The 13,724-nt window shown below is 37.4% G+C and carries 16 protein-coding genes; 9 read left to right on the forward strand and 7 right to left on the reverse strand.

Annotated elements, in window-relative coordinates; translation table 11 throughout:
- Window positions 1-47: 47 nt before the first annotated feature.
- The 3 genes from AB1278_RS00560 to AB1278_RS00570 all read right to left on the reverse strand — a co-directional run bounded on the left by AB1278_RS00560 (window position 48) and on the right by AB1278_RS00570 (window position 2,811).
- Window positions 48-869 (reverse strand): helix-turn-helix domain-containing protein, encoded by an 822-nt coding sequence (locus AB1278_RS00560; RefSeq protein WP_202842038.1) that lies wholly within the window; start codon window positions 867-869, stop codon window positions 48-50.
- Between the two features lie 299 nt (window positions 870-1,168).
- Window positions 1,169-2,221, reverse strand: coding sequence for a thiamine-phosphate kinase (gene thiL, locus AB1278_RS00565; RefSeq protein ID WP_202842039.1), 1,053 nt, complete (start codon window positions 2,219-2,221; stop codon window positions 1,169-1,171).
- A gap of 95 nt (window positions 2,222-2,316) precedes the next feature.
- Window positions 2,317-2,811 carry an acyl-CoA thioesterase gene (locus AB1278_RS00570; RefSeq protein WP_202842041.1) on the reverse strand — a complete coding sequence of 165 codons (495 nt, stop codon included), beginning with the start codon at window positions 2,809-2,811 and terminating at the stop codon, window positions 2,317-2,319.
- A 114-nt stretch (window positions 2,812-2,925) separates the two neighbouring features.
- Between AB1278_RS00570 and AB1278_RS00575 the strand changes: the two genes are divergently transcribed.
- From AB1278_RS00575 to AB1278_RS00595, 5 genes are read left to right on the forward strand one after another with little or no spacing between them, the layout of a single operon-like run.
- Window positions 2,926-4,128: an NAD(P)/FAD-dependent oxidoreductase gene (locus tag AB1278_RS00575; RefSeq protein WP_429811759.1), complete on the forward strand. Its 1,203-nt coding sequence runs from the start codon at window positions 2,926-2,928 to the stop codon at window positions 4,126-4,128.
- 31 nt (window positions 4,129-4,159) lie between these two features.
- Entirely contained in the window at window positions 4,160-5,458 is a 1,299-nt protein-coding gene (locus AB1278_RS00580; protein ID WP_429811762.1) for an alpha/beta fold hydrolase, read from the forward strand.
- Window positions 5,459-5,477: 19 nt separating this feature from the next.
- Window positions 5,478-5,897, forward strand: coding sequence for an energy transducer TonB (locus AB1278_RS00585; RefSeq protein WP_343640953.1), 420 nt, complete (start codon window positions 5,478-5,480; stop codon window positions 5,895-5,897).
- A 6-nt stretch (window positions 5,898-5,903) separates the two neighbouring features.
- Complete coding sequence (locus AB1278_RS00590; RefSeq protein ID WP_429811765.1) at window positions 5,904-6,542, forward strand: DUF2306 domain-containing protein; 639 nt, start codon at window positions 5,904-5,906, stop codon at window positions 6,540-6,542.
- Window positions 6,539-7,459, forward strand: a complete 921-nt coding sequence (locus tag AB1278_RS00595; RefSeq protein ID WP_429811768.1) for a YARHG domain-containing protein — start codon at window positions 6,539-6,541, stop codon at window positions 7,457-7,459. Before AB1278_RS00590 ends, AB1278_RS00595 begins: the two co-directional genes overlap by 4 nt.
- Window positions 7,460-7,477: 18 nt before the next feature.
- On the opposite strand, the gene AB1278_RS00600 is transcribed toward AB1278_RS00595, so the two are convergent.
- From AB1278_RS00600 to AB1278_RS00610, 3 genes are all read right to left on the reverse strand, one after another.
- Window positions 7,478-7,879 (reverse strand): DUF2809 domain-containing protein, encoded by a 402-nt coding sequence (locus AB1278_RS00600; RefSeq protein WP_202842053.1) that lies wholly within the window; start codon window positions 7,877-7,879, stop codon window positions 7,478-7,480.
- 71 nt (window positions 7,880-7,950) lie between these two features.
- Entirely contained in the window at window positions 7,951-8,607 is a 657-nt protein-coding gene (locus tag AB1278_RS00605; RefSeq protein ID WP_202842055.1) for a thioredoxin family protein, read from the reverse strand.
- Window positions 8,608-8,620: 13 nt separating this feature from the next.
- Window positions 8,621-9,106: a TlpA family protein disulfide reductase gene (locus AB1278_RS00610; RefSeq protein ID WP_429811771.1), complete on the reverse strand. Its 486-nt coding sequence runs from the start codon at window positions 9,104-9,106 to the stop codon at window positions 8,621-8,623.
- Between the two features lie 135 nt (window positions 9,107-9,241).
- Between AB1278_RS00610 and AB1278_RS00615 the strand changes: the two genes are divergently transcribed.
- The 4 genes from AB1278_RS00615 (at window position 9,242) to AB1278_RS00630 (ending at window position 10,893) form a co-directional block, all read left to right on the forward strand.
- Entirely contained in the window at window positions 9,242-10,087 is an 846-nt protein-coding gene (locus tag AB1278_RS00615) for a hypothetical protein (RefSeq protein ID WP_343640962.1), read from the forward strand.
- Window positions 10,088-10,208: 121 nt separating this feature from the next.
- On the forward strand, window positions 10,209-10,370 hold the full coding sequence (locus tag AB1278_RS00620) for a hypothetical protein (RefSeq protein WP_343640964.1): 162 nt from the start codon (window positions 10,209-10,211) through the stop codon (window positions 10,368-10,370).
- A 42-nt stretch (window positions 10,371-10,412) separates the two neighbouring features.
- Window positions 10,413-10,571 (forward strand): hypothetical protein, encoded by a 159-nt coding sequence (locus AB1278_RS00625; protein ID WP_162800871.1) that lies wholly within the window; start codon window positions 10,413-10,415, stop codon window positions 10,569-10,571.
- Between the two features lie 154 nt (window positions 10,572-10,725).
- The gene (locus AB1278_RS00630) at window positions 10,726-10,893 is read left to right on the forward strand and encodes a bacteriocin (RefSeq protein ID WP_202842062.1); all 168 of its coding nucleotides are present in this window, start codon (window positions 10,726-10,728) and stop codon (window positions 10,891-10,893) included.
- A 218-nt stretch (window positions 10,894-11,111) separates the two neighbouring features.
- Here AB1278_RS00630 and mutS read toward each other — a convergent pair whose 3' ends face one another.
- Complete coding sequence (mutS, locus tag AB1278_RS00635) at window positions 11,112-13,703, reverse strand: DNA mismatch repair protein MutS (protein ID WP_343640969.1); 2,592 nt, start codon at window positions 13,701-13,703, stop codon at window positions 11,112-11,114.
- Window positions 13,704-13,724: the final 21 nt, after the last annotated feature.

Here is a 13,724-nt window from a genome sequence, read left to right on the forward strand (position 1 = left end):
AATGAAAAATATTAGTTTCACTCTATTATTGTGGTAAATATTGAGGATTATCTTTTTTCAATATTCTTAAAATTGTCGGGATTTTGCCCCGTATGTTTCTTGAAAAATCTTGAAAAATATGAAGCATCGTTAAATCCTAGTTTAAAAGCAATTTCCTTCACCGTGAGCGCTCCGAAGCTAAGCTCTCTTTTCGCCTCGAGGACAAGACGCTGAGAAATCATCTTTTTTACAGTCGTTCCTCTCAGATGGCGCACAATATCATTAAGATGATGGGTACTTATCTTTAACTGACCGGCATAAAAACCAGTCTCTTTATGCACGATATAATGTTTGTCGATAAGTCCCACCAGCTCCTGAATACGCTGGCGGTCATTCACTAAAGGCTCCTGAGGGATAATCTGCTCCCCGATGATGATACAGAATGCTTTCAGATAAGCCTTTAAAAGCGCTGTTCTTGATGTTGTTGTATACTCCTGCTCCATCAGAGATATGATTGTACTGCAGGTTTTTTCATTCTTTGGATGTAAAAAAAAGGGAAGCTCACCTCCGTTAAGTACTGATTCTATATCACATACTTCGCTGAAAATTTCCCTGCTTATCGCCATTGCATACCCTTCCTCTCCTTCCAGTTTCATATTGAATGCCTGCCCGGGTGCAATAATGCAGATCTGATTGTTCTGAAGCTGATAGCTTTCAAAGTCCAGCTCTAAACGGCTGTTTTCGTACACCTCCCTGAACCAGATGATTTCAAAAAAGTTATGCCGGTGAACATCATGAAAATTCTCCGGGCCCGCTGCACTCAGTGTGCTCATCTGAAACTCTTCAGAGGTCAGATGGTGAACGGGAATTTCTTTTTCAGGCGTAATCATTATTATGGTGTAAAATAATTAACTGGAAACAAAAACCACAGCAAAAAAAGTGCTGCGGTTTTCTTACAATATTTAAAATTAAATATAATTTTTCAATTTTATTGATATGCTTTTCCGGCCTACCTTTCGTTCAGCTGAAAACAAAATAATAAATTAAGCTCCAGATGCTCACAAAAAATAAGACAAAAACGAAAGACTCTTTCAAGTTCTGATTTCGTTTTTTTATGTAATGTTTATATAAAGTAACTATTACAAACGTTATAATTACTAAACATGGTAGTACTGTAAAAGTATACATTTTATTGGTTTAAAAAAGCATCCCATCCCTGAGCGGTGAGCGCTACCAGCTGGTTGGATCCTCTTGCTACCATAAAGTTTCCATCTTCTTTTTCTACGGCATGTCCTATAATGGTAAAATCCGGATGGTTTTTAATTTTATCAAAATCATTCGGTGAAATCGTGAACAGAAGTTCATAATCTTCACCACCGCTTAAAGCAGTCATTACCGGGTTTAAATTCATTTCATCTGCCGTAGAGATGGTAAGATTATCCAACGGAATTTTTTCCTCATACAATCTGAAACCTACTTTGGATTGGTCTGAAAGGTGAAGGATTTCGGAAGCCAGACCATCTGAAATATCAATCATAGAAGTTGGTTTAATATCCAGTTCTTCCAGGATTGTTTTAACGTCTGTTCTTGCTTCAGGTTTGAGCTGTCTTTCCAGGATATAATCATAGCCTTCCATTTCAGGCTGCATATTCGGATCAGCAAGGTAAACCGCATGTTCTCTTTCCAGAATCTGTAATCCCATATAGGCTCCACCTAAGTCTCCTGTTACTACAAGCAGATCATTCGGCTTTGCTCCGCTTCTTTTTACGATGTTTTCTTCATTTTCAATTCCTACAGCCGTAATGCTCATCACCAGCCCTGAATTGGAGCTTGTTGTATCACCTCCAACCAGATCAACTTTGTACCTTCCGCAAGCAGCCTGAATTCCTGAATAGATTTCTTCTAAAGCTTCCACCGGAAAACGGTTGGATACCGCAAGGGAAACCAATATCTGTGTAGGTGTCGCATTCATCGCAGCAATATCACTTAGGTTCACGACCACCGCTTTATATCCTAAATGCTTTAAAGGAACATAACCCAGATTAAAATGAACTCCTTCCGCCAGTACATCTGTTGTTAGAACTACTTTTTTGCTGTCTGGATTAATGACCGCCGCATCATCTCCTACTCCAAGTTCTGAAGATTCATTGGATAACGGAAAATACTCTGTCAAATGTTTAATAAGACCAAATTCTCCTAATTTTGAAATGGGCGTCAGCTCCTGTGATTTATCTTCAAACATGATTTTTTGTATTAATGTCCAATGTAAAAAGTATGAATGATGTAAAAATTGCTTCTCAAACTTTAAACATTAAACCTTGAATTTTAAACTTTGAATTATTGGGTAAGTTCTGCCGGGTCAATATTGTGCGGGTGGAAAGGAAACTTTTTGAAGTCTTCTTTCGATAATACAACAGTGTCCGGGGTTTTATACTTATTCATTGCTTCCACTACATCATCCGGTGGTGTGGTCATTTTTCTAAGCATCATATCAATCCATACGCCTGTAGCTTCTGCCGTGGCACAGTGCATTCCGTCCGGTGTATAGAATTTGTGTACGAAACGGTAGATGGAAGAATCCTCTGCACATCCGTCTATTTCCACACTTACGATTACCGTCTGATCAGCATAGATCTCTTTGAAGAAAGAATATCTTTCATGCAGGATCACCGGGCCGATTCCCCATCTGCTCAGCTGGGTAACCCCCATTTTCTCTTTAGTCATAAAAGCCATTCTGGCCTGTGCACAATATTGTACATATGATGAATTAGCCAGGTGCTTGTTGGCATCAAGATCGCTCCATCTTACTTCAAATTTATGGTAGAAAATCATATGAAAATCGTTTTTGATATAATTAAAATTATAATCTTCAAAAATACTCAAATAAGATGGTTTATAAAAATTGTACTTTTGAAAAAATAATCTTCCGCATAGGATTACCCATACATGAAACAGATCATTATTATCGGAGGCGGTGCTGCAGGCTTTTTCTGTGCATCTAATCTTGACGAAAAGAAATATACTATTACGATTTTAGAACAGAACTCAGATGTCCTTCAGAAAGTTAAAATTTCCGGAGGCGGACGCTGTAATGTGACGCACGCATGCTTTGATCCAAGAGAACTGGTTCAATTTTATCCCCGTGGAAATAAAGAATTGCTAAGTGTTTTTACTAAATTTCAGCCTGGTGATACCATGGAATGGTTTGACCAGCGTAATGTTCCTTTGAAAATTGAAAATGATAACAGAACTTTTCCTGAAAGTAACTCTTCCCAGACTATCATCAATACTTTCCTGAATGAAACTCAAAAGAAAAATGTCACTGTGCAGACAAGATGTACGGTAAAAGAGATTGAAAAGCAGGACGAAAAGTATATTGTAAAGACCAATTCTGGAGATTTTGAAGCCGATTATATCGTTTATACAACCGGAAGTTCGCCAAAATCATTGAAAATCGTTGAAAATCTGGGTCATAAGATTGTGGATCTTGTTCCTTCGCTTTTTACCTTCAATATTAAAGATGAATTGCTGAAAGATCTTCCGGGAACAAGCTTTGAAAATGCAGGAATTTCTATTCCTAAGCTGAAAACTGAAGAAAGCGGACCTTTGCTTATTACGCATTGGGGGCTTTCCGGGCCTGCTGTTCTGAAAATTTCTGCATGGGAAGCGATAAGCCTGGCAAAGTTGAAATATAACTTTGAAATTGAAGTGAATTTCGTTTCTGTTGAAATAGATGAAGCGGAAGAAATGTTCCAGAATTTCAAGCAAAGCAATCCTAAAAAAACCATCGGACAATCTAAGATCTTTGATATTACCAACCGGTTCTGGCAGAAAATTTTAGAGATCTCAAAGGTTGATCTCAACAAACAGGTAGCTAATATTTCCGGAAAAGAAATGCAGAAAGTTCTGGAAAATCTTTGCAAAAAGAAGTTTCAAGTAACCGGAAAATCGACATTTAAAGACGAGTTCGTAACGGCCGGAGGTGTTGATTTAAAGGAAATTAACTTCAAAAACATGTCTTCCAAATTACTTCCTAATTTCTATATCGCCGGAGAAGTTCTGAATATTGACGCCGTGACCGGAGGATTCAATTTCCAGGCATGCTGGAGTGAAGGATGGCTGATTGCACAGGATCTTAACAGCTTGTAAAAAATGATTACTTTTAATAAAAACTAAATACATGAAAAAAAATTTCGGTTTCTTTCTTTTACTCTGGTTCTTTTTAGGATACAGCCAGGAAAAAACAATCGTCTCTGACTGGACATCATTCACACAAGCTGTCAATATAGAGCATAAACAGAATTGGAACTTCCGTATAACGGCAAAAATCAGAAAAGATAATGAGGATAATGGCTCCAATTGTGGGTTATGGTGCAGAATAAATAATAAAGATGAGTCTACCAGTTTCTTTGAAAATCAATATTATGGAATCCAGGTAACCCATGAATGGAAAACCTACGAAATAAAGGGAACCATCAATCCATCTGCAAAGACCATGAATATCGGAGCTTTTGCCCAAAACAACGGGGATTTTTATTTTGACGATTTTAAGCTGGAAGTGAATGATGGAAAATCAAAAAAGTGGATTGAAATCCCTTTGGAAAACTCAGGTTTTGAGAAAGATATCACATCTGGTGGCTGGTTTGAAGGAATCCATTCTCAGAACATAAAGCACGTAAAACATTTTACCATTGAAACTTCGGATTATCAACCATTCAGTGGCAGCAAATCTTTGTTGATCAAAGGTCGTGGCATTATAGGAACAATGCCGGAAGGAAAATTTATGGATGTTAACGGCATCAAATTATATTATGAAACCTATGGAGAAGGTGAGCCGGTTCTTATGCTTCATGGTAATGGCCAATCTATAAGTGCTTTTATGAATCAAAAAGACACATTTGCTAAAAAATATAAAGTGATTATTGTCGATTGCCGCGAAAGAGGAAGATCTACTTATGACAAAACGAAGGAACTTACCTTCGATATTCAGACAGAGGATATTAAGCAGTTTTTAGAAAAGCTGAACATCAAAAAAACAAAGATTCTGGGCTGGAGTGACGGAGGAATTCTCGCACTGTCTATGGCCATGAAATACCCCGAAATGGTAGACAAAATTGCCTGTTCAGGAGCCAATATTTTTCCGGAAGGAGTCAAAGATCATGATTTAAAATCCATGAAAGAAATGCTTGTAAGCCTTACTAAAGACAACAAAGACCACAAAAATGACATCTTTATTGATCTTCTGAATCTGGATTTGAAGTATCCCCAATGGAAGTATGAAGACCTGAATAGAATTCAGTGCCCATCATTAATCATTGCTGGTGATAATGATCTCATAAAAACAGAACATACGGTAAAAATCGCACAATCTATCCCCAAAGGACAATTAGCCATTATCCCCAATGCCAATCATTATGTTCCCGAAGAAAAACCGGAATTATTCAATGAGTTAGTGATTGATTTCTTTGAAAATAAATAACCTGAATACAAAATAAACCATGAAAAAAATAGTAACCTTCGCTTTGTGTCTTGGTTTTGGACTCGCATTTTCTCAGGTAAAGGAAACTGAAATTCTACCGGCTAAAGATCAGTCTGAAGAGCATGTTTTGTCGAAAGACTCAAAATCTGCAGAATATCCCGGAGGATGGATGGCACTTCGAAAAGATATTGCTGACAGAATAAGGACGAAAAAAATAAATGTGGGAGGAATAGAAGGAACAATCACAGCGAGGGCAAAGTTTATAGTTAATATCAAAGGTAAAATAGAAGATATCACAGTAACCGGTGATAATGCCGATTTCAATAAAGAAATAGAAAGAGCTATAAAATCTCTGAAAGCCAAATGGAAACCAGCAGAATCCAAGGGTCGTATTGCCCGTAGCTATTATACTTTTCCTCTTACGATAAAACTTGATTAACAGCCGATGCTCTCTGCCAAAAGAAATACTGCCTTTTTCTTTAAAACCCTTTTAGTTTTAGGGTTCGGGTATTTCTTTTGGCTGATGCTTAAGATTACATTAGAATATATTCCTTTTAATCCTGAAGTCAGCTTTCTGATGATTAAACAGACAGAAGTATCAGAAAGACCGGAATATCTTTCGTTTTTCTATACTCATGTTTATACGAGTATTTTTGTACTTCTTTCAGGCTTTCTTGCCCTCCTCAGAAAGAATTTTGGTTTAAAAAATTTCCACAGGAATATGGGAAAAGTATATATTTTTCTCATTCTGATTTTTGCAGCACCTTCAGGAATTTACATGGGAATTTTTGCCAACGGAGGCCTTCTGTCAAAGATTTCTTTTGTTATTTTAGGCTTTTTATGGTGGTTTTCAACGTTGAAAGCCTATCAGCTGGCGAGACAGAAAAGGTTTAAAGAACACAAACAATGGATGTGGCGGAGCTTTGCTTTTACTTTATCTGCTATTACCCTGAGAATGTGGAAGGTAATTATTGTATATTTATTTCATCCCAATCCTATGGATGTCTATCAGATCATTGCCTGGCTGGGCTGGATTCCCAACATCCTTATTATTGAATATTTAATCACAAAAAAACTTATATGAAAATTCTAAATTACACATTGATTTCCCTGCTTACAGTTTCTCTGTTAAGCTGCAAAAAAGAGGGAAAGACTACTGAATCAGGAAAAGATTCTCTGACTGCAAAGAAAGACTCTGTGATAATCCCCGAGGTTCACAAAGAATATTACGGAATTTATACCGGTGAATTTGCAGGAATGGAAAAGGTTGTTGACCCAACAGACGGCTCAGAATATGATGTCAGCAACTACAAGAGAATTTCTTTAAAGATTAACAGAATCACCCAGGACAGCGTATATGGACAAAGTATCGTTAACGGTAACCAACGCCCGTTCAGAGGTGTTTTCAATGAATCCACAGCATCTTTTGTACTGGATGAACCGGGCAATAACAAAACAGACGGAAGATTTGAAGTAAAATTAAAAGGTGACAGCTTAACCGGAAAGTGGAATGCCTTTGATAAAACAAGTGTTAAAGCACCTTCAAAAACGCTTAAACTGACTAAAAAAGAGTTTGTTTACAATCCGAATTTCATGCTGGATAAGGATTCTGACCTCGTAGACTGGTCAAACCCGAAAGAGTTTACCGAAAAATACACCGATGAGGAAACAGGAAAAACAGAAAGCTATAAAACCTCTAAAAACCGTATAGCCTCTGAAGCCATTTTCAGGCTGAATGCATCCAAGCAGAAACTCACAGAAAAAGACCTTAAAAATTTAAGAAAACTGGATATCGAGATCATCAAAAACTCTGTATTTGCAAGACATGGTTACTCTTTCAAAAAAGAAACCTACAGAAATTTCTTTGAGCAGACAGATTGGTATATCCCCGTTTCTAATAATGTGGACAATGATCTTTCTCCTCTGGAAAAAGAAAATGTGGCTTTACTGAACCGATTTACCAAATATGCAGAGGATAAATATGATAGTTTTGGCAGATAGAGAATAGGTTGTAGGGAATCAGGGATTAGGGGTTGAGGTTAAGCCATCACTGTTTGTCATCTTTACGAAAATATAGAGCAGCAGACAGCCTATGGCATAGCAAAGGTTGTCAATCCAGGAAAAAGAGTTTCCAATGACAATATACATCAGGCTTCCAGGACGGAAGCCTAGTTTTTCTGCAATATGGAAATACTGTGCAAATTCTACCGCAAAGGAAAAAATAAGAATTCCCGGGATCAGCTTCTGATCATTTACTTTTACAAAACTTTTTACAAACGTGTAAAGAAGCATGACCACAATAACATCTCCAAGATAAGCTCTCACAAAGAAAATATCATTAAGTTTGGTGGCAATCAGTACTTCTGCCAGAAAAATAAAAATTGTAAGAAGGAGATATTTCAGGCTGAATCGGAATTTCATTTCAAATTGGGATTAGGCATAAAAAATCGGTATTCAATGAACACCGATTTATTTTTACAGGAACAAATATATTATTTCTTCACTTTAATTGTACATCCGATGGCTACAGTTTTAGATGTTTTCACCATTTCCCCCTTGATCAGAGCATTTACTGCATCCTGTGCATAATATTCTGATACATCATTCGGGTTATCATAATTATTATCGATAGCACCAATGTATTTTACGATATTCTTTCCGTTTTCTCTTTTCAGTACAAAAACATGCGGTGTCTTTGTTGCTCCGTACTGTGGATAAATTTTCTGCCCTTCATCTACAAGATAGGGAAAAGTAAATCCTTTCTGCTTTGCTCTTTCAATCATCTGCTGATAACCGTCTTCCGGCTGTACGTTGGGATCATTCGGATTGATGGCAATGACCGGATATCCCTGAGCTTTATACTTTTTGTCCAGCTCAATAATCCTGTCTTCATATTTCTTTGCGTACGGGCAATGATTGCAGGTAAATACTACAATGAATCCCTTTGCGCTTTTGAAATCACTTAACGAAACCATTTTCCCGTCAATATTTTTAAGCTTAAAATCAGTGGCTTCATCCCCTATTTCGTAGCCTTTTACAGATGAAACATTCACGCTCTTATCTGTAGTCTTATGATCATCTTTCGTTGTAAAGTTCAGTAATCCCAGCCCAACGACAAATGCGGTCATTACAATTTTCAGGTTTTTCATAATCGATTATTTATTACAGGTTTTCTTTAATTGTTTTTTCGAGATCTTCTTTGCTCATTTCATCGTCGTTGAAATAGATTTTTGATCCGTTTTTATAGAACAGCGTTACCGGAATATTCCCGTCCCAGTCTTTTTCAAACCTTGGAATCCAGGTATTCATTCTTTTGATATCATCCAACAGAAGTACTTCAGCAGTAAGATTTTTATTTTTAATGAATTTAATTACTCTTTCTTTATCAGCTGACCTGTCCAATGAAACCAGAATCATCTTATACATCTGATTACCTGCATATTTAGTATTTACTTCCATAAAATGAGGCAGCTCTTTTACACATGGACCGCAGGTTGTAGACCAGAAGTTCACAACAAGCAATTTATCATGTTCCTGCTCAATACGCTTCTCCAGGTCTTCATATTTTACGACAGAAACTTCGGTTTGCTGGGCTTTGAAAACCGAGCAGCACACAAACAGGGCTAATATTTTTACTATATTTTTCATTTTTAAAATACAAACAACTACAAATCATCAATATACAAAAATAAAATTCACCTATTGGATCAATTTCTTACAAAAGAATAATTTATTTGTCCATTGATTCATTTTTTTGATATTTTTACGGCTTAAATTAAAACCATGAAAAAAGCTTATTTACTGCTGCCAGTTTTCTTTTTGGCATCCTGCTCAAGCAGCAATGATGATACAGATTCATCCAACAACAATCAAAATAATAATGATAACAGCCCGGTTTTAGTAACAAAAATGGTTGCTGACGGAGAGACCTCAACTTATACTTACAATGGCTCAAAAATCTCCCAGATTAAAAACATTACCAATGGTGAAGTGACCTCTTTCAGTTATTCAGGAGATCTGATTACCCAGCAGGTAACAACGGGTTCAAGCACCAGCTATAAAACAACCTATGTTTATGATGGAAGCAGCAGATTGAGCAAAAAAACATACAGTGAGACTTACCTTACGTCCGGAACTATTTCTACGGTAGAAACCAATTATAACTATCTTTCCGGTAATAGTGTAAAAATCACGTATACAGCAAGCTTTACCGGATCTTCAGCCGTACGAACAGGCAGCAAAACGGCCACATTAAATGCCGACGGTTCTCTTAGCAGCTGGACAGAAACGGCATCAGTACCCAGTAATACAGGCGGTTTTCACAGTGCAACAGGTGCTTTACAACCTATTGTGTATGATACCAAAAATGTCCCTTTTAAAAATATAACAGGGTTTTTAAAAATTATTGATACGGAAGATGAAAACGGATCCGTACACAATATACTAAGTTATAATCATGTTCTTAATTATAACAACGGAGCAGGAAGTGGGGAATGGGGAATCTTTAAATGCGTTTATGAGTATAATAGCAGCGGATATCCTACAAAGAATGTCAAAACATACTATAATAAGACAGGAACTGGGGTAACAAATAGTGAAATGAACACTTACGAATATAATCATTTATAATACAATGGAGCGCTTAAGGCGCTCTTTTTGTTTTCATTAACACATATGTTAATTTTATCACAATTGATAGAATTATATGAATGGTTTTGTATATTTGGGTTGAATCAAAAACTAAATTACCATGAAAAAACAAAACATTCAGCCCAAAAAGCTTTCAAAAAGTGAATTAAAAAAAATTAACGGAGGAGCATTTTCTCCAAGGTGTCTGCGTGGATTCTGCATGCTGCCTGACTCTGTCGAACCGGTACCGGGTCTTGTAGGAAAAGACGGTTTCTGCTGTTAATGTATACAAATTAAATAAAACAATAACCCTAATCAAATCATCATGAAAAAATCAAACGCTCAGAAAAGAAAATTAACAAAAAGCGAACTGAAAGAAATTAACGGAGGTAATGGACCTGTTGTATGCCCGGAAGGACTTTGCGACAGAGGTGACGGGGAATATGTAATCGGGCCCGTAGGAAGAAACGGATACTGCTGTTAATAGCAAAAGCTTTGTTAGATACTAAGATTGAGGTGCGGCCTCAATCTTTTTTTGTGAAGGAGAAATCTTTTGCAAAAAGTTAACAATTTGAATCACAATATTTTGTAGCTATTAAAATAACTTGTAAATTAGCTTTTACCAAATTAAAATTATTATGAAAAATTCAAAAAATCAGAAAAGAAAACTTAGCAAAAATGAGCTGAAAGAGATCAGCGGGGGAGCCAACAGACCGATCTGCCCAAGAGTGATAAGCTGCACAGATCCGAATACCGGAGAAGAGCGATACGGAGTTCCCGGCATGCAGGATGGATTTTGTTGTTAACCAGGTTTATACTATTTAAACAAGGAATATGAAAAATTCAAACCTGAAAACGAGGAAACTCAACAAAGCTGAGCTCAAGGAAATCAACGGAGGGGCAGCTGCCTGCGCTGAAGGATTATGCAAACTAAGAGGAGTCAGCCACTTCCTTATTATCGGCCCGAGGGGCAGTGACGGCTACTGCTGCTAATCAGACTTTTAGCATTAAAAAAATGATTGGATTACCCTCCAATCATTTTTTTTATCGCATTCAGCTTCATTAAAGCTTCAATCGGTGTTAACGTATTGATATCTATTTTCGTTAGTTCTTCACGAATATTCTCCAGAACAGGATCATCGAGCTGGAAGAATGAAAGCTGCATATTTTCTTCTGTCACTCTTTTAATGCTTTCTGAAGTACTTCCACTTCCCTGAGTTCTGCTCGCTTCAAGTGTTTTAAGAATTTCATTGGCTCTGTTTACCACTTTGGCAGGCATCCCGGCCAGTTTTGCCACGTGGATACCGAAACTGTGTTCGCTTCCGCCCGGAACAAGCTTTCTCAGGAAAATGATATTTCCTTTGTTTTCCTGAATAGAAACGTGGAAATTTTTCACCCTTTCGAAATTGACGGTCATTTCATTCAATTCATGATAGTGCGTAGCAAATAATGTTTTTGCCTGCGTTGGATGCTGATGAAGATATTCTGCAATCGCCCATGCAATAGAAACTCCGTCATAAGTAGAAGTTCCACGGCCGATTTCATCTAATAAGATCAGGCTTCGTTCTGAAATATTGTTCAGAATATTGGCTGCCTCGTTCATTTCTACCATGAAAGTAGATTCTCCGGCAGAAATATTATCGGTAGCACCTACCCTTGTAAAAATTTTATCCAGCATCCCGATCTCCGCATGTTTTGCAGGGACAAAACTTCCGATCTGTGCCAGAAGACATACAATAGCTGTCTGACGCAGAATTGCCGATTTACCGGCCATGTTAGGTCCTGTTACCATGATAATCTGCTGAGAATCCTTATCCAGGAAGATATCATTCGGGATATATTTTTCTCCTAACGGAAGTGCATTTTCAATGATCGGGTGTCTTGCTTCTTTTAAATCTATAGCATAACCGTCATTCAAAACGGGCTTTGTATAACTCTCAGATACAGCAAGTTCAGACAATCCCGCAGCCACATCAAGCTGGGCAATAATATTGGAATTCCCCTGAATCTGATCGATGTAAACCATTGTTTCTCCACATACATTTCTGTACAGTGATGTTTCCAGAACGCCTATTTTTTCTTCGGCACCAAGAATCTGGTTTTCATATTCCTTTAATTCTTCGGTAATATATCTTTCAGCATTTACTAAAGTCTGCTTTCTTACCCAGTCATCAGGAACTTTATCTTTGTGAGTGTTCCGAACTTCAATATAGTATCCGAACACATTATTAAAATCAATTTTAAGGCTGGTAATTCCTGTTCTTTCAATCTCTCTCTGGCACATTTCATCTAAGAAACCCCGTCCTTTGCTCTGAAGATTTCTCAGTCGGTCCAGCTCTTCAGAAACGCCTTCTTTAATGATATTTCCTTTGGCAATACTTACCGGAAGTTCTTCGTTAAGATGATTCTGCAGGAATTTAATCAATTCTTCCAGATCAAATAAAGGCTCTAACCACGCCAGCACATCTGCATGAGGATGCAATAACGCTTTGATTTTATGGATATTAATTAAACTTTGGCGTAAATACCCAAGTTCTTTAGGTGAAATTTTCTCTGCGGCCAGTTTTCCCATCAACCTGTCAAGATCTGAAATGGATTTCAGAAGCTGGCAGATTTCATATTTCAGAGGATCATTTTCGTTCAAGAAATCAATCAGGGAAAGTCTCCTCATAATCTCATCCACAGATTTTAAAGGAAGGATAATTCTCCTTCTCAATAATCTTCCTCCCATCGGAGTAGATGTTTTATCAATGATATCCAGCAGAGATTTCCCCTGTGGGTTGCTTGGATAAACAATTTCAAGGTTTCTCAGGGTAAAATTATCCATCATCAGATAATCTTCCTGAGGAATGATCTGCAGTTTCGTAATATGAGCCAGCAGATTATGATGGGTATCTTCTACGAGATATGCAAAAATAGCTCCTGCTGCTGTAATCGCCAGTGGAAGACCTTCCACTCCAAACCCTTTTAATGAATTGGTTTTAAAGTGATTGGTTAATTTTTCATAGGCAAAATTATATTGGAAAGCCCAGTCTTCAAGCTTAAAAGCATTTTTATTTTTAATCTGCTCCGGAATCTGTGTGCTTCTCTGGAAAATAATTTCACTCGGGTCAAAAGTATTGACAATGTGCAAAAGCTTTTCCAGGTTTCCTTCACTTACCAGAAACTCTCCTGTGGAGATATCTACTAAAGCAATTCCATACTTCTCTTTTTCCTTATGTAATGAAAGGAGGAAGTTGTTCTTTTTGGAATTCAAAACCTGGTCATTGAAAGTAACGCCCGGTGTAACCAATTCAGTAACACCACGTTTTACAATTCCTTTCACCATTTTCGGATCTTCCAGCTGATCACAGATCGCAACCCTCATCCCGGCTCTTACCAGTTTTGGAAGATAAGAGTCTATTGAATGGTGTGGAAATCCTGCAAGTTCTACACTGCCTTCTCCATTATTTCTTTTGGTAAGGACAATTCCTAAGATCTGGGATGTTTTCACAGCATCCTGCCCAAAAGTTTCATAAAAGTCTCCCACTCTGAAAAGTAAAAGCGCATCCGGATATTTACCCTTGATGGTATTATACTGAGTCATTAATGGAGTTTCCTTCTTCGTTTTTGCCATAGTAAAAAATGAGCCCCAAAT

This window comes from Chryseobacterium sp. NRRL B-14798, assembly GCF_050470705.1.
GTDB classification, from domain to species: Bacteria; Bacteroidota; Bacteroidia; order Flavobacteriales; family Weeksellaceae; genus Chryseobacterium; species Chryseobacterium cupriresistens.